Genomic DNA, 16,672 nt, shown 5'->3' on the forward strand with positions numbered 1-16,672 from the left:
ATGGACACGGCGCAGCAGGCAGTGGCACGCAGCTTCGTGGATCTTCGCAACCATCATGCGGGTGCAACGATCCTGGTGTGCGGCTGTGGCGAGTCGCTGACGCGGCTGACGAACGGGGAAGGCATCCTCACCATCGGCGTGAATGACGTGGGCCGCTGGTTCACCCCCGACTACCTGGTGGTGCTCAATCAACGGCGGCGATTCGACCCCGACCGGTATGCCTACATCGAGGCGTCGCGCGCCGGAACCTTGGTGACCCAACTGGACCCCGCCGAATTCGACCATCCGAACGTCGTGACATTCCGGCTGGGGCGGCGCGGCGGCACGGCGCGGTCCGACGACGACACGCTGGCGTATTCCAGCACGTCGCCCTATGTCGCCATCCAGCTTGCGCGCCATCTGGGCGCGCGCCGCATCGGGCTGTTGGGCGTGGACTTTGGTGACCGGCATTTTTTCGGGCAGACCGGTCCGCATGCGCAGGCCGGGCAGCTGTCGCGCATCGATGCGGAATACGGGGCGCTGGCTGCGGCCTGCCAGGCTGACGGGGTCGAACTGGTCAACCTGAGTCCGGTCAGCCGCTTGCGGTCGGTGCCCAGGGCGGACCTGATGACATGGATGCATACCGATCCATCCCGCGCCGCGCCGCGCGTGTTCTTCGTGCATTACCGTTTCCTGTCTTGCGGCACGGTCTTCGACACCGGTCTGCGGGAAGCCGCCGATAGCCTCGGCATTCCCGCTGCGCATGCCGACTGGGACGCGCCGGATCTCGATACGCAGATCGCCGCTTTCCAACCCGACCTGCTCTTCGTCGTGCACGGCCGCCGTTTCGTCAAACGGTGGGGCAAACGATTCGACGGGCTGCGGTCGGCCGTGTGGCTGGTCGACGAACCGTATGAAGTGGATGACACCGCCCGCTGGTCCGGCCACTTCGACGTGGTGTTCGTGAACGATCCGGCCACCGTGTCGCGGCATCGCAATGCGCATGGGCTGGAAGTCGCGTACGCGCCGGTGCTGCATCATCCGGGATCCGGGCAGGGCGGGGCCGGCGTGCGCGCCCGGTCGTACGGCGTGGGCTTCATCGGCGGCGGCAACCCGGCGCGCGAACGCATGCTGGGCGCGCTGGCGGACCATGGGCTGCTCGACTATGTAGTGGGCGGTCCTTGGCGCGACCCCCGCGTGGCTGCGCGTTGCCTGGCGGCCAACGTGTCGCCGGCCGACGCGGCGGCCCTGTACCGCGACACGCGAATCGTGATCAACGTATTCCGTGACAGGCACCACTACAACCGCGACGCGTTGCCCGGCTTGGCCGCCAACCCCCGCATCTTCGAAGCGCTGGCCTGCGGCGCGGCGGTGGTGAGCGAGCCCCGGCCGGGGCTGCATGCCTTGCTGCCTGAACTGCCGACGTTCGACAGCGAAGCGCAGGCCATTGCCGTGATCGGTCGTCTGCTCGCGGACGATGCCGCACGCTTGCGGGTGCAACAGGCCTGCGCCGCGCGCATCCGCCAGTCGCGTTACCAGGACAGATTGGCGACGGCGCTCGCCATTGCCGTCGGCTGGCCAGCCGCGCATGCCGCGCCGGATGCGCCATCACGGCCAGACGCCGGCATGGATGCGCCCCATGACCTCGCGCTCCGCACGGACACACGCTACAACCCCGCACCCCACAGCTTCGCATCCGATCGCATCGCACCGCCCATCCGTCAGCGGGGCGTGATGACCGTTGATGCCGACTGGGACGGCACGGGCCCGGTCGTGCAGGCCACTGGCGACGGCGTGTTCGTCATCGATCCCGGACCGCAGCGTGGGCCGGCCCTGGAGCGCGGGCTGGTCAGCCGCCTGCGTTTCGACGATGTCGACCTGGCATTCGAAGCCCGGCTGACACCGGGCGCCTGTCTGCTCGCCAAGGTTCATCAGCAGCATCGCATCGACCAATCCACCGATTCCTACCACCTGCTGATCAGCGCCCGCCGCGCCTACCTGGCGCGGCACGATCACGTCTTCACGCAGGTCGGCCCGCCCGGGCACGGCTGGGTGGCCTGGCGGCTCACCGCCGCGAACGGCGTGCTGACGGTGTATCGCGACGGCCTGTTGCTCCACCGCGTGCGCGATACCGCACTGCATGGCGGCTATGCCTTTCTGGGTGCGATGGGTGGCGCCGTCCATCTGCGCGGCATCCAGCTGAAGCGGACCGATCCCTCGCCCGTGCGCCGCAGCGCGCGGGCCCTGCTGCCGATACGAGCGCGGCGGCCGCGGCTGTCCATCGTCACGACGGTGTACGACCGGGTCGATTGCCTGCGCCGCTGCATCGCGTCGGTGCAGAACCTGGACTTTGACGATTTCGAACACCTGATCGTGGCCGATCATCCGCCCGCCCATGTGGTTGCCGCCATCCACCAGATCGTTGACGAAATCAACGATCCGCGCGTGGGCTTCTACAACCTGGCGCAGCGGCACAACGACTGGGGCATCGCCCCTGCCGCGGCCGGACTGCAGCGCGCGCGCGGCGACTACCTGGCCTTCCTGTCGGACGACAACGGCTACACGCCCGATCACTTCGATCCGCTGATCCACGCGTTGCAACGCGATCCCGCCCTGGGCTTCGTGTATTGCTCATGCCGCTATGACGGCCGCCTGGTCTTGAACCATCCGGTGCCGCGTCCGGGCCGCATCGACCTGGGCCAGCCCTTGTTCCGCCGCGAGCTGTTCGACGTGCATCTGAACAATGACCTGCCCTTCGACATGATGGCGTGGGACTGGCACCTGGTGGACATGCTGATGCGGCGCGGGGTGCGATGGAAGCACGTCGATCGGCCCAGCTTTCTCTTTCGCCTGGCGCAATATCCGGAGCTGTGGGCCTCATGATCTCTTATTGCGTGGCCTGCTACCGGCCGACCTATGCCCGCCTGCTGTTGCAGGAACTGGTGAGCAAGACCACGGCGCCCTACGAGATCCTGCTGTGGCTCAACGTCAGTGATGCCGGCCTGGATGCCGACATTGCCGAGGCGATCGCGCAAGGCGTGCCGCTGACCGTGGTGGGCCGCACGCCGCACAACATCGGCATGACAGCCTATATCGATCTGTTCCGCGCGTCGCGTTACCCGCTGATCGCGCAGATCGACGATGACGTCGTGTGTATCTCCCGGGGACTGGCCGAGCGGGCTGCGCATGTGTTCAAGCGCTTTCCACAGGTGCGGCAGGTCGTGGCCGATGTCTGGCAGGACGAGTACACGACCGGCGCGCGTCCACCGCTGTCCCAGTACCGCGTCTACGATGCGTCGGAGCGCCTGTACGAAGGCCCGGTGGATGGGTGGTTGTCGGTGTATCACCGCGGCATTCTGCCCATGCTGACACGCCTGCCCATCTCCGCTTACTACCCGATCGGCGCGACGATCTGCGGCGCCTTGTCGCAGCGGGGATTCAAGGGCGTGCTCGACCTGGGCGGGATGAAGGTATTCCATGTCATCGGCCCGGACTACGCGCGCGCCTTTGGCATGCTGGAGCACGAGATCGCCAAATACCGGCGGCTGAACCGACAGGACATCGTGGATTGGTATGAGGCGTCAGCGGTCAAGGATGCGCACGCCATGACGGCGCGGGTGGAACAGATCCGCAGCTATTTCGGGCTGCGCGCCTGATCGATATGCTCGCACAGCGTGCGCGTCTCTTCGATCATGCGTGGCCCCGGCCGATGCATGCGGTCGGCGTCGGCCACGAACAGATGCCCGCGCGCCGCGGCGGTCAGCCCGGGCGCAAAGGCCTTCCATTGCGCCAGCGCCGCGTTGCCATCAGCGCCTGCGGCGCCGGCAGCCCCCGCGCCCTTGGAGGCACCCACCACGATCACCTGCGGGTTGGCGAGCAACACGCCTTCCACGCTGACCATGGGCGCGGCGGCGGGCAGCGTACCGAACACGTTGTCGGCGCCGCACAGCCGCAAGGCATCGCCGATGATGCCGCGATTGTTCAGCGTGTAAATCGGTTGCCCGCTCAACTGGTAGAAGGTGCGCACGGGTGTTTGCCCGGCGTAGGTGGCCGTCAGGGACTGCAGTTGCTGCCGCAGTTGCGCGGCGCGCGGTGTCGCCACCGCGTCCGTTCCGGCCAGGCGGCCAAAACGGTCCAGCGTGATCGGTATGTCGGCCAGCACTGCCGGCCGACTGTAGAACACGGCAATGCCCAGGCTGTCGAGCAAGGCCATCGGCAGCTTGCCGGCAGTCGACCCCGACGCGGCATAGTCCCAGGCCACGATCAGATCGGGCTTGAGCGCCAGCACGCGTTCGATGTCCAGGTTCAACGGATTGCCCACCTGGGCCAACCGCTTCATTTCGGGCGGGTAATCGCTGTTCTGGTCGACGCCCACCAGCCGGTCGCCCGCACCGGCGGCCACCATCAATTCGGTGGCGTGCGGCGACAGCGTGACGATGCGGCGGGCAGGAGCGGCCAGGCGCACATCGCGGCCCGTGTCGTCGCGCACGATGATGGCAAGCGCAGCCGGCGATGTCGCCGCCTGCCGAGACGCGTCCGCAGCGTGGGCCATCTCGCCGCCCAACGCTGCAACCATCATCGCGACCAACGTCCTGGGCAACGACATGGCTCAGCCCAGGGTCACGGCCGGTAGACCAGGTTCACGAACACGTTCGAACCTGGCGTGGCATAGCCGCGCGCCAGTTCGTAGTCCTTGTCCATGACGTTGTTCCAGCGGACCTGCACCTGTGCCTGACGCGTGATGTCATACGAAGCGGTCAGGTTCAGCAGGCTGTAGCCGCCAAGCCGGGTCGTTTCGTTCGCACCGAACTGGCCGATGCTGGCGTTGTACGACGTGTCGCTGCGCTTGCCGCTCAGCACCCATTCCGCGCCCACGCGCCAGGCACCCAGCTGATGATCGCCCGCCAGCTTCAACACCTGCCGCGCGCGGCGGGTCAGTTGTTCGCCGGTGTTGTTGTCTTTCGGGTCGACGATGTCGACGCTGCCGCGGACCGACGTCGCGCCGAACTGCTGCGCGGCCGTCAACGTGATGCCCTTCAGCGTCGCGTCCTTGTTCACGACCGTGGTCCGGCCCTGGTACTGGATCAGGTTGTCGACCTTGTTGTGATACGCGATCAGGCTGCCGGTGGTGCCGCCCTGGCGATAGCGCACGCCGGCTTCATAGTTCTTCGACTTTTCAGGCTGCAGGTTGGGATTGCTGAAGCCGGGGTAGTACAGGTCGTTGAAGGTCGGCAGGCGAAAACCGGTGTTCGCGGCGGCCGTCAGCTGCCAGGCCGGCGTCAGGTCGAAGCCATACGACAGGCCGCCCGTGGTGCGATTGCCGTAGCTCGACACGCGGTCGTAGCGCAGGTTGGCCTGCACATGATTGCGGCCCAGGTCGGCGCGGTAGATGGCCAGTGCCGAATTGGTGTTGCGGCTCGTGGCGTTGAAACGCGTGTCGCTGTCGACGTCTTCTTCGCGCCGTTCGGCCGCCAGGGACAGCACCTGCCCCGGCGCGATCGCCAGGTCGTTCTGCCACGAAAACTGCGTCTGGCGCGTGCGGAACTGCGCACGTCCGGTCACGCCGAAAGCGGGGAAGGGCTCGGACAGGCTCACGTTGTCGTCCACCGTTTTCACGGCGCGCAGGCGGCTGGTCCACAGGCTGTTGATGCGGTTGTTGCTGGCCAGGCCCAGCGATTCGATCTTCTGGATCGCGCGCTGGTCGAACCCCGCGCCGCCGTCGTATTGCCCGTTCAGGCGCGACTGGAAGAAGGACGCTTGCAGTTCCTGGCCCTCGGCCCACATCATGCCCAGCCGGCCGGATGCCGTGTCCAGCTTGTAGCCGTCACGATCGGAGTTATAGAGGCCGCCCGGCTCGCCCGGCTTGGCCGCGCTGTAGCCGTCGCTGCGCGCATGGCCCAGCGACAAGGCATAGTTCCACATGCCCTGGCTGCCGCTCAGGCCGATGTCGGCCTTCTGCGTGTTCCAGCTGCCATAGCCGACCGATCCGGTCAGGGCCAGTGCAGTGCCCGGGCTGCCACGGCGCGTGATGATGTTGATGACGCCGCCGATCGCGTCGGCGCCGTACAGGCTGCTGGCCGGGCCGCGCAGGATTTCGATGCGGTCGATCTGCGACAGCGGAATGGCATTGATGCCGGCGCCGCCTGCCGTGGACGAGCCGACGCGCGCGCCGTCGATCAGGAATACGGTCTGCGCGCTGTTCGCGCCGCGGATGAAGACGCTGGTGACGGTCTGTGGGCCACCGTTGGTCGCGACGTCGATGCCGTGCTCGCGTTGCAGCAGGTCGGCCAGGCTGCTCTGGCCGGCGCGTGCAATGGTGTCGGCGTCGATGACGGTGACGTCGCCCAGCGCCGCAGACAGCGGCTGCGGCGCGCGGGCGGCCGTCACGGTGATCGGATCGAGCTGGGTGGCGCGGGTTTGCGCGGAAGGGGACACTTGGGCCAGGGCCGGTGCGGAAACGAGCACGGCGCCGGCGACACCGCTAAGGTGCCGAAGGGTAAAGGAGGACATGAAAGCCTGTTGCCTGGGATGGACGTGCGACCCCGCACGTCATGCAATCAGGGAAGCGCGGCAAGGGGACAGCGCCTCCCCAGGATACGGTCTGGTGAACCGCAGAGCCGGCCGGTATCCGGGCTGGCATTCATGACCACACCCCCTTCCCATGACCTGCGCCACCGGGGTGCGGTAGGGGCCATCACAGTGGGATTGGTGCGGTGTGTCCTGGACCGGCGTGACCGGTCACGGACGAATGCTTACCGTTGCGGGGGCAGCACAGGTTAAGGCCAGCGACTGGTCTTCCCTGTTTCCCGTTTACCTTGGGTGCAACCAAGCACCGACTCGGCGCGTACTCTAGCACGCAGCCCCAGGCGGGCCGCCGAAGAATGTCGGACCTGTTGCGCCGCTGCCGCAGCGGGCAGCAGGCGTCATCACGCGGTGTAATCCCCGTGCGCTTCGGGCTGGAACACGATCTCGACCACGTCCAGTGCATGTTCGGCGCCATCGGGCGCCAGCCAGCTGACCCGGCCCGGCGCGCGGCTGCCGAGCAGGCTTGCGCCGATCGGCGACAGCACCGACACATTGCCCTTGGTCGGGTCGGCTTCCTTCGGATAGCACAGGGTCAGGGTGCGGACGTCGCCGCCATCCATGTCCTGCACGCGCACCTGGGTGTGCATGGTGATGACGTCACCGGGAATGGTGTCCGACGGGACCTGGTCGGCCTGGTCCAGTGCTTCTTCCAGGCGTTCGATGGCGGGGGATGCGTCGCCCAGCGACGCGATCAACGAATTGAGCCGGACGTAGTCGAGCTCGGTGACAGTAATGAAAGTGGGCGCAGCCACTTGAGTAGCGGTAGGCGACATGCCGGTTCCTAGGGATAGCGGTGGCTCAGAGATGTGCCCGGCGATCCGTCAAGAAATGAGCAGGAGGGGAAAGGAAGATCGCCGGGCTTACCGGTCGAAGACCGGAATGAGCAGACAGCCGCGCGCGGCGCGGCGCACGGGCAGGCCGGCGCGGCGCGTCAGTGCGGGAAGAATCAGAGCTAGGAGACGCGCCAGCAAGGCGCGCAACGTCGTGTGCATAGGGGTCAGGATAGCCCAATGCCGGCCAGGGCTTCAACCGGGGTCGGCGGATCCAGGGTCGCCAGCCACTCATCCAGGTCGGCATACACGGGCGCGGCCAGCTCGGGCGACTCGTTCAACACCTCGTGAAACGCCTGGTGATACCAGCGCAATGCGAGCTTGCCTGGCGCGGCCGCGTCGGCAAACCGGCGGCTGCCGGCCGGGTCGACGACCGAATCTTCGCCCGCCACCAGCATCAGCGTGCGGCACGGCAGGGCGGACGCCTGCGTAATGGCGGCGTCGCCAGCGGTCATCACGAACCGGACCAGCCGACCCGTGACCCGGTCATGCACCAGCGGATCGTTGCGATACGCATCGACCACGGCCTGCTCGTGCGACAGCTTGGCGGCGTCGATGCCATTGCCGACCCGCAGGTCGGGCGCCAGGTTGCCGATGGTGCCGAGCATCAGCCGCTGGACCGCCGTCGGCTTGAACGCAAACGCAGGCGACACCAGCACCATCCCGGCCAGCTCGACATTGCCGCGCAGCGCCACGCGCGCAGCCACCAGCCCGCCCAGGCTCACGCCGATCAGAAGCGGCGGCACGCCACTTTCCTGGACATATTCGGACAGGCGATGCTCGGCGTCGAGGACCAGGTCGTCGACATCCCGCAGCGCGCCGCGCTTGCCGCTCGATTTGCCGTGCCCGCGATGGTCGTGCGCCGCCAGCTGCCAGCCGCGCTCGCCCAGCCACTGGGCCAGCGCGTCATACCGTCCGGCATGCTCGCCCAGGCCGTGCAGCAGGTACGCCGGACGGCCCTCCGGCTCGGCGCCGTCGGGCATCGCCCATCGGTGGCCGGCCAGCTGGGTGCCGTCCGAGGCGGTGGTCATGGAAATCAGCGACAATTGAAGTGTCCGTGTCGGGGGTTGCGAAACGCGGATTGTCGCCCACCTTGGGCGCGCCTTCAGCCGTGGGTCATGTAACCGGTTGTAGCCATCGTCGGCTTATTTCGCTGTTTTTCGGCTAAGTACGACCATTCCGCCCTCACCCGACCCTATAGCCACCACCGGCCCTCATTCACTTACGGAAAACTGCCGACCATGCGCATCCTGCCCCGCTTGCTCGTCTCGTTGTCGCTGGCCTTGTCTTTCGTGGCGCTGACGGCCTGCTCGCCCAAGTACGACTGGCGCGAGATGCCGGCTGCCGACTCGGCGGTCAAGGTCACCTACCCCGCCCGGCCGCAGTCGGACACCCGCGACGTGAACGTGGCCGGCTACACGTTGCCGTTGACCTTCACCATTGCGCAGGTCGACGCGTCCGTCTTTGCCGTCGGACATGCCAAGCTGCCCGACGCGGTGCTGAACGACCCCGCCGAGATGGCCAAGGTGGCCGACGCATTTGAAGAGGTGCTGCGCGCCAACCTGCGCGGCACGCTGCGCCAGCGGCGCGAGGTCACCCTCAAGCAATCGGCGGCCGACACCCGCAAGCTGTTCCGCGCGGTCGAAGTGGAAGTGCATGGCGCCGTCGCGAACTCGCCGTCGTGGCTGCTCGGACGCGTCTATGTGCTGGGGAACAGCCTGATCGAGATCGTCGCCCTCGGGCCCGAAGCAGAACTGACGCCGGATGTGGCCAGGCAGTTCGTCGAGTCGGTCAAGGCGGAATGACGTGGGGATGATGCAGGAACACGTCGGGATGACGCACGCGGCAGTGATGCAAGGAGTCGAGGCACAGGGGGCGTTGAGGCAGGAGGCCCTGACGCATGACGCTTTGACGCATGACGCTTTGACGCTTGACGCCCTGACGCTGTCCTGCCGGCCGGGCTGCGGCGCCTGTTGCACCGCGCCGTCGATCTCGAGCGCCATCCCCGGCATGCCCGACGGCAAGCCCGCGGGCGTGCCCTGTATTCAGTTGATGCCGGACCTGCGCTGCGCGATCTTTGGCGATCCGCGCCGCCCGGCGGTGTGCGGCGGGCTGCAGCCGTCGGCAGAAATGTGCGGGCCGGACCGCAGTCACGCGATCCGGTGGTTGACGGAGCTTGAGGCGGCTACGGCACCTGCGACGGCATCGGCTACCGCGCCGGGTTCCGCGCCGGCTACCGCGCTTGCTACCCCGCCGGTTACCGCACGGGCGGCGCTTCCGGCGCGGTAACCGGCAGGTCCCGCTCCAGCCAGGGCTTCATGATCCGGTACAGCGGGCCGACCGACAGCACCATCACCAGCACGCGCGTGACATGGAACACCGTCACGACGGGCACGCCAAAATGCAGCACCTGGGCCGTCAGGCTCATCTCGGCAATGCCGCCCGGCGCGGTGGCCAGCACGGCGGTCGGCGCGGGGATGCCGCTCAGCAGCGACAGCACGTACCCGAACGCGGCCATGACACCCATCAGCAGCAGGACCGACACGGCCACGCCCGCCATGTAGCGCGGCGCGGTGTGGATGAACTTCTTGGTGAAGCGAATCCCCAGCGCGCAACCGATGAAAAGCTGCGCGACGTTGACGATCCAGCGCGGCAGCGTCGTCCAGTCCACGCCCGCAGCGGTCAGCGCAATGGTGAACAGCAGCGGTCCGATCACCCACGCGTTCGGAATCTTGTATCGGTTCAGGAACCAGCCCACCAGCGCGGTCAGGCCGCCCAGCTTGATCAGCCCGAGCAGGTCGAAGTGCCCCAGGCCCGGCGTGTAAGGATCGGTTCCATGCACGTCGCTCAGCCGGAAGATGGTTGGAATGATCAACACAACCATCAGTATGCGGAGCGAATGCGCGGCAGCCACCAGATCGACACGGCCGCCATTGCGTTCGGCCTGCACCGCCATTTCCGACGACCCGCCGATCGCCACCGCAAAGAACGCCGTCTTGGAATCCACGCCCGTCATGCGCTGCAGCAGCCGCCCGCCGCCGATACCGGCGGCCATGGCAAACAGCACACTGACGATCACCCACGGCAGGTAATGCGCCAGCTGCGCATTGATGACCGGGGTGAAGTACAGGCCCAGCGACGTGCCGATGATCCACTGGCCGGCCGCGCGGAACGGGACAGGGAACTGCAGCGGCGTATCCGCCATCTTGAGCGCGGCGACCACCAGCAATGGGCCGATCATCCAGGGAAGGGGGGTCTTGAGCCAGACACAGACTTCGGCGCCGATCAGCCCGGCGACCAGGGTCGCGGCGACGCGCGCCGCGGATTTCAGATGATTCACTACAAGATCTCTAAGTAAAAAAGCGCCGCCGGAAACCCGGCGGCGATGGACTGCGCGGTACTGCGATGGACGCCGCCGTATTGCAGCGTGCTGTCACGACCGCGGCGTGCTGCCGCCCGCGGTCATGCAAGTTCAGCCGTGCTTGCGCGAGACGGCGCGGGCAATGCCCAGCAGCATGCGGTCCGCATACCGGCGCGACACAAATTGCAGGCCAACCGGCATGCCATTCGGCCCACGGTGCAGTGGCAGCGTGACCGCCGGAATATTCAGCGCCGTCCACAACGTCGAGAACGATGCATTGCCGGTGGACGTCAAGCCCACGGGCGCTTCCCCCGCCACGGCGGGCGTCAGCAGGACATCATAGTCCTTGAAGACATCGTCGAGCAGGGCCGCGCACCGGCGCAAGGTCTCGCGCGATTCGCCATACAGCTCGAAGCTGCAGTCCATCCCATCCTGGATGCGGCCGCCGCGCAGCGCGCTGCTGATGCGCTCCCAATGATGGTCGATCTCGAATGTGCGATTGCGCACGAACTCGAAGCTCGACACCCATCGATGGGCTTCCTGCACCTCGTCCAGCGCAACAGGCATGGCCACGTCGCTGACCGCGGCGCCATCGGCGGCCAGTGTCTTCGCGAAGCCTTCCAGGAAAGCCTTGGTGTCCTCGTCGCACTCGTTCCAGAAGCCGGTGCGTGCAAAGCCGATGCGCGCCTCATTGATCGCGACTTCGGGCAGGGCGGCCGGCGGCGTGCCGATCAGCACGTTGCGAAACAAGTTGATATCCTCAACCGATCGGGCAATCAGGCCCACCGTGTCGAACGATGCAGCGGCCTCCATCACCCCAAAGGTGCGGATGTCGCCGCGGCTCGGCACATACCCCACGCAGCCACAGAACGAGGCGGGGCGGATGGTCGACGCGGTGGTCTGTGTGCCGACAGCCAGCGGCACCATCGATGCGCCCACGGCAGCGCCCGACCCGCTGGACGACCCACCGGGAGTCCGCGTGACGTCATGCGGATTGCGCGACTTGCCCGGAAAACGATTGGCAAATTCGGTGGTGACCGTCTTGCCCATGATGATCCCACCCGCGCGGCGCGTCAGGGCGGTACATGCGGCGTCGATGGTCGGCCGCCGGCCCGCATGAATGGGCGTGCCCAGCGCCGTCGGCATGTCGGCCGTATCGATGATGTCTTTCAACCCCACCGGCACGCCCTGCAACGCCCCCTTGCCGCCCGCGCGATCGAGCGCTCGAGCTTGCTCGAGCACCAGGCCGGGATCGAGATACTCCCAGGCCTGCACGTCGGCGTCGCGGGATTCGATGTGCAACAGGCACGCCTCTGCAACGGCGACCGCAGTGGTTCGTCCGCCATGGATGGCCTGGACGATTTCGGTGGCCGTCAGTTCATGTAGATGGGTCATGGATAAGTGGGCTGCGTGATCGGGAGCGGAGGATGCATCGGAAATGCGAAAGCCTCCGCCCGCGAGTATCGCAGGCAGAGGCATCGGTTGAAAGTCAGGCGTGCAAACGCTTACTGCACCGTTGCGCCCGAGTCGGCAACGACGCGCGCCCACTTGGTGGTCTCGCTCTTGATGTAGCTGCCGAATTCATTGGGGGTGGTCCAGGCCGGCTCGATGCCGGACTCCAGCAATTTCGCCGTCACCTCGGGCGTCTTCAACGCGGCCACCAGCTCAGTGTTCAGGCGAGCCACGATGGGCGCGGGCGTATCGCGCGGCACCAGCACGCCATACCAGTTGTTCACTTCAAAGGCCGGCACACCGGCTTCCTTGATGGTCGGAATATCGGGCATGCCCTTGAAGCGGGTCGAGCCGGTCATCGCAATGGGCATCACCTTGCCCGCCTTGATGGCGCCTGCCGCGGTGGACACGGTCGAGAACACCAGTTGCACCTGGTTCGCCATCAGGTCCGTCATGGCCGGCACGCCGCCCTTGTAGGCGACATGCAGCATCGACAGGCCGGTCAGCGAGTTGAACATCTCGCCCGCCAGATGATCGGTCGCGCCGTTACCCGACGACCCGAACGCGACCGGATGCGTCTTTGCATACGAGATCAGTTCGGGCACGGTCTTGACCGGCAGCGTGGGATTGACCACCAGCACATTGAGCGCGTTACCCACCAGGCTGATCGGTGTGAAGTCGCGGTCCACGTTGTACGACAGCTTCTTGTACAGGGACGGGTTGATCGCAATCGGGCCAATCGTGCCAAGCAGGATGGTATAGCCGTCCGCCGGCGCCTTGGCCACCATGTCCGTGCCGATCACGCCGCCAGCGCCCGGACGATTCTCGACAACCACCGTCTGGCCCATTGCCGCGCCCATCTTCATGGCGATCACGCGGGCCGAGATGTCGGCGCCACCCCCCGGCGCAAACGGCACGATGAAGCGGATGGGCTTGCTTGGATATGCGTCCTGCGCCACGGCAGCACCAGACATCGCGGACAGGATCAACAGGGCGGAAGCAAGAGTCGAGAGGCGCATGGCATGTCCAACGTAACGGAGTGAATGACGTAAATGTCTTCTTGTCCGTACAAAGCAACAGGCGTGCCAAGTTGATGGAATTCGGGCGTCAGGCAGGCATCAGGCAGGCATCACGCGGGAGCCACGCGATCTCGCCCGCGCTGCGGCACCACATGGGGGCGGCTACGGTCGCCATCGTGGGGCGCGGAGTCGGGTACCGGTGCAAGAGCCGCGCCACGCGCGGCTCTGCGGCATATCAGCTATGCGGTGACGGGATGGATTCGGATGCTGCGCGCAACCGCTCGCGGCTGTGCGTCAGGTGCATGCGCATGGCCGCGCGGGCGCCTTCGGCGTCGCCGCGCGCGATCGCATCGAAGATGTTTTCGTGTTCGAGCTCGAGGCGATCCAGGTACTGCCGGCGCGCCGCGCCTTCGACCTGCAGCCGGCTGCGCGGGATCAGCGCGTTGCCCAGGTGCATCATCATGTCGGTGAAATAGCGATTGCCAGTGGCGCGCGCCACGGTCAGATGAAATGCGAAATCGGACTCGACCGAATCGCCGCCTTCGGCCACCGTGGCCTGCAAGGCGGTCAAGGCCTGACGCATGTCGGCAAGGTGATCATCGCTGCGCCGGACCGCAGCCAGCGCCGCGGCTTCGGCTTCAAGGCTGATGCGCAACTCCAGCATCGCCAGGATATCGATCGCCGTCAGCACGGCGCCTGGACCGATACGGAAGGGTGCCTGCGCCGTGGCCGGCGCCAGCACGAAGGTACCGATGCCATGACGGGTTTCAACGAGCCCGCTGGCCTGAAGATTCGATAGCGCTTCGCGCACCACCGTTCGGCTCACGCCCATGCTGGACATGATTTCGGATTCGGTCGGCAGCTTGCCACCCACCTTGAGCTGGCCGCTGCGGATGGCGTCGGTCAGCTCGGCCACCACTTCCTGCGCGAGCGTGCGTGCGCGGCGCTTGGGACCGGTGAAGGAGAGGGCGGGCTTGGGTTCTGTCATGGCGTTCCGGTGTGCGTGCTGCCCAAGTATAGCTTTGGCCGCCTGAAGCACGGCCCTGGCCGTGGAGCACCGCCTGCGCGAGCACCCATAAAAAAAGGGCAGGGTCCCTAGCCCCTGCCCAATCACTCCGCAAACCCGGAGCCGCCGCCGCTTGCAGGCAGCCCCGAAGCCGACCCTACTTACTTGGCCTGCCAGAGTGCAAAGGAACGGATGGATTCAGCACCACTCCATTCGCCAATCAGCTTGGTGCGTTCCTTGTTGGTCAGATCGACCCAATAGAAGCCTGGCTTGCCGTTGACGTTCATGACGGCATACGCATTCTGACTACGCGACTCGATGTCGAAGTCGGCGATCGAATTGCTTGCCACGCCAATAGGCATCGGGGTGGTCAGCGTGCCGTTATTCGGTGGGTTCTGCAGATAGACCGAACCGTCGATGCCATTGATCACGTACAAAGCCGTGGCGGTCGCGCCAGCGTACGAGTTCGTGTAGGCGCCAGCGACGATCTGTGCATTGGCCACGCCATTGATGGCGCCGTCATTGATCGCCACGCCGTTATCGACGTTGATGCGCAGGTTCTGGCCCGTGTCGCTCACCACGCGCAGGCGGTCCGCCACCGGGTTGAAGTCAAGCGCGAAACGGCTGCCCGTCAGCGATGCCAACGGCGTCTTGTTGTCGGGCGAGCTGGTCAGCTGCGACTTCTTGGTCGCCACGCCAGTTGCGGCGTTAATGGTGTAGATGCCGCCACCGCTGGCCATCGTGTAGAGCATGCCGTCGGACGGACGATAGTCCAGGCCCAGCAGGAATTCGCCCACCGGCACGCCGGTCAATGGCATCGACGTCAGGATCATCGACGGATCGGCGCGGTTGAAAGTCACGATCCGATTGCCGCTGGTCAGCGCAACCACGTCGCCGCCGGTCACGGGGGCCATGGCGTCGCGTTTGTCATTCATGCTGCCGCATGCCGTCAGCGCCACAAGCGCCAGTCCGGCCGCGCCCAACTTGAAGTTCGTCTTCCGCATAGTTTTCTCCCTGATGTTGGTAGGTATGGACAGCGTTCTGCCTGTCTCATCCGACTCTACACACGGGACTACGCTTTAGATGCAACGCTATAACGTTTTTTTGGAAGGCAATGAAACTGTCTTGCCAAGGAAGAGTATCGGCCCGGTGGGGCCACCAGTGGGCGAACCGTTGGGCGGCTCAAGTGTGATCTCAAACAACTGGTTACCTTCGAGGGTGGGCAACCGGTCCTTCGGAATGATGGTGACGGCGTTGGTTGGCAGCAGTCCGAGCGAGGTAGGACGTGCTGCGCCTTCGGCCTTCGTCCAGATTTCCATCGAATTCGGCGTGGTCAACGTGTTGTCGACCAGCGGGATCATCCGCAGTTCGCGCGGATTCGACGCATCCACCACCCAGCCCGCCATGCTGCGGTCAGGCGACTGCAGCACCGCCACGTATTGCGTTTCCACGGTATTGATCGTCGGACGCAGCACCAGCGCTGCCGCCAGCAAGGCAGCAAGCGCAAAGCCCGCGGCGCCGGTCCAGCGCCATACGTTCAAGCGCGACCAGAAGCCACCCTGCGGCGCGACCTGTGCGCCCCGTGGGTCATCCCGGTGCGAAAACGCAGGCAAGCGCTGCTCGATCCGACCCCACAACGTCGCCGGCGTCTCCGCAGGCTTGGCCACCAGATTCAGGCTGAACAGCCGGTCCTGCCACTCGTACACCTCGCGGCGCACCTTGAAGTTGCCGGCCATCTCGCGTTCGAACGCGTCGCGCTCTTCGCCACGCAAGGTCCCAAGCACATACTCGCCCGCAGTGGCGCTCAGTTCGTCATCGTCCTGGAAATTCATGACATGCATTCCTTGAGCGCGGTCAGCCCCCGCCGTATCCATGACTTGATCGTGCCGAGCGGCGTATTGAGCGTCTCGGCAATCTGCTCGTGCGAATAGCCATCCACGAACGCGAGCACGATCGACTGCTGACGCTTTTCATCGAGATGCTTCATGCATTCGGCAAACGCATCGGTATCCAGACCTTCCTGCTCCACCGGCTGCTGCTGATCGGCCAGGTAATGCAGCGTCTCGTCTTCCGTGACGTCCATCCGTGCGTCTTTGCGGATCTCGTTCAGCGCCCGATATCGCACCACGCTGTAGATCCAGCCACGGCCAGATCCCAGACTGGGATCAAAGGTCGAAGCTTTTTCCCAGATCTGCAGAAAGGCATCCTGCAGCACCTCTTCCGCCAGTTCGCGCCGACGGACCAGGCGCGTTGCCACGCCCAGCAACCGGCGCGATTCGCGCATATAGATCGCGCGCAAGGCAAACCGCTCGCCCCGGGCACAGGCGGCCAGGGCGGATTCGTAGTCGAAATCGATGTCGCTGTTAGCGCTAGGTGGCATGAATGAGGTCGCCCGTTGACTGCGTTTGCAAGAGTCGCCGTCACTGTACCGGGGGCAGCG

General features: G+C 66.0%; 14 protein-coding genes, 1 pseudogene and 1 riboswitch. Of the genes and pseudogenes, 4 read left to right on the forward strand and 11 right to left on the reverse strand.

Going from position 1 to position 16,672, the window contains the following annotated elements; genetic code table 11:
• Positions 1 to 2,862 (forward strand): glycosyltransferase family protein, encoded by a 2,862-nt coding sequence (locus HD883_RS19395; protein ID WP_179582432.1) that lies wholly within the window; start codon positions 1 to 3, stop codon positions 2,860 to 2,862.
• Positions 2,859 to 3,635: a glycosyltransferase family 2 protein gene (locus HD883_RS19400; protein WP_179582430.1), complete on the forward strand. Its 777-nt coding sequence runs from the start codon at positions 2,859 to 2,861 to the stop codon at positions 3,633 to 3,635. Before HD883_RS19395 ends, HD883_RS19400 begins: the two co-directional genes overlap by 4 nt.
• Here HD883_RS19400 and HD883_RS19405 read toward each other — a convergent pair.
• The 4 genes from HD883_RS19405 to HD883_RS19420 all read right to left on the reverse strand — a co-directional run bounded on the left by HD883_RS19405 (position 3,614) and on the right by HD883_RS19420 (position 8,425).
• Positions 3,614 to 4,585, reverse strand: a complete 972-nt coding sequence (locus tag HD883_RS19405; protein WP_179582428.1) for a cobalamin-binding protein — start codon at positions 4,583 to 4,585, stop codon at positions 3,614 to 3,616. The genes HD883_RS19400 and HD883_RS19405 overlap by 22 nt on opposite strands.
• A gap of 14 nt (positions 4,586 to 4,599) precedes the next feature.
• A complete protein-coding gene (locus tag HD883_RS19410; protein WP_179582426.1) occupies positions 4,600 to 6,489 on the reverse strand; it encodes a TonB-dependent receptor domain-containing protein in 1,890 nt (629 codons plus the stop codon).
• A 92-nt stretch (positions 6,490 to 6,581) separates the two neighbouring features.
• Positions 6,582 to 6,831: riboswitch (cobalamin riboswitch) on the reverse strand.
• Positions 6,832 to 6,905: 74 nt separating this feature from the next.
• The gene (rnk, locus tag HD883_RS19415) at positions 6,906 to 7,337 is read right to left on the reverse strand and encodes a nucleoside diphosphate kinase regulator (RefSeq protein WP_179582424.1); all 432 of its coding nucleotides are present in this window, start codon (positions 7,335 to 7,337) and stop codon (positions 6,906 to 6,908) included.
• 224 nt (positions 7,338 to 7,561) lie between these two features.
• Entirely contained in the window at positions 7,562 to 8,425 is an 864-nt protein-coding gene (locus HD883_RS19420; protein WP_179582422.1) for an alpha/beta hydrolase, read from the reverse strand.
• 210 nt (positions 8,426 to 8,635) lie between these two features.
• Here HD883_RS19420 and HD883_RS19425 point away from each other — a divergent pair, with 210 nt between their 5' ends.
• A complete protein-coding gene (locus HD883_RS19425) occupies positions 8,636 to 9,199 on the forward strand; it encodes a hypothetical protein (RefSeq protein ID WP_179582419.1) in 564 nt (187 codons plus the stop codon).
• Between the two features lie 139 nt (positions 9,200 to 9,338).
• Positions 9,339 to 9,593: pseudogene (locus HD883_RS19430) on the forward strand (YkgJ family cysteine cluster protein); the annotation flags it as partial.
• A 58-nt stretch (positions 9,594 to 9,651) separates the two neighbouring features.
• Here the strand turns inward: HD883_RS19430 and HD883_RS19435 are convergent.
• The 7 genes from HD883_RS19435 to HD883_RS19465 all read right to left on the reverse strand — a co-directional run bounded on the left by HD883_RS19435 (position 9,652) and on the right by HD883_RS19465 (position 16,612).
• A complete protein-coding gene (locus HD883_RS19435) occupies positions 9,652 to 10,734 on the reverse strand; it encodes an AbrB family transcriptional regulator (protein ID WP_179582417.1) in 1,083 nt (360 codons plus the stop codon).
• Positions 10,735 to 10,866: 132 nt separating this feature from the next.
• Complete coding sequence (locus HD883_RS19440; protein ID WP_179582415.1) at positions 10,867 to 12,150, reverse strand: amidase; 1,284 nt, start codon at positions 12,148 to 12,150, stop codon at positions 10,867 to 10,869.
• Positions 12,151 to 12,260: 110 nt separating this feature from the next.
• A complete protein-coding gene (locus tag HD883_RS19445) occupies positions 12,261 to 13,226 on the reverse strand; it encodes a Bug family tripartite tricarboxylate transporter substrate binding protein (protein ID WP_179582413.1) in 966 nt (321 codons plus the stop codon).
• Positions 13,227 to 13,461: 235 nt separating this feature from the next.
• A complete protein-coding gene (locus HD883_RS19450; protein WP_179582411.1) occupies positions 13,462 to 14,214 on the reverse strand; it encodes a FadR/GntR family transcriptional regulator in 753 nt (250 codons plus the stop codon).
• 179 nt (positions 14,215 to 14,393) lie between these two features.
• Positions 14,394 to 15,236, reverse strand: a complete 843-nt coding sequence (locus HD883_RS19455; RefSeq protein ID WP_179582409.1) for a DUF4394 domain-containing protein — start codon at positions 15,234 to 15,236, stop codon at positions 14,394 to 14,396.
• An 87-nt stretch (positions 15,237 to 15,323) separates the two neighbouring features.
• Entirely contained in the window at positions 15,324 to 16,064 is a 741-nt protein-coding gene (locus tag HD883_RS19460; RefSeq protein ID WP_179582407.1) for an anti-sigma factor, read from the reverse strand.
• Positions 16,061 to 16,612, reverse strand: a complete 552-nt coding sequence (locus HD883_RS19465; RefSeq protein ID WP_179582405.1) for a sigma-70 family RNA polymerase sigma factor — start codon at positions 16,610 to 16,612, stop codon at positions 16,061 to 16,063. The genes HD883_RS19460 and HD883_RS19465 overlap by 4 nt, the downstream gene beginning before the upstream one ends.
• Positions 16,613 to 16,672 lie beyond the last annotated feature (60 nt).

Source organism: Pigmentiphaga litoralis (assembly GCF_013408655.1).
In the GTDB taxonomy this organism is placed as follows: Bacteria; Pseudomonadota; Gammaproteobacteria; order Burkholderiales; family Burkholderiaceae_B; genus Pigmentiphaga; species Pigmentiphaga litoralis_A.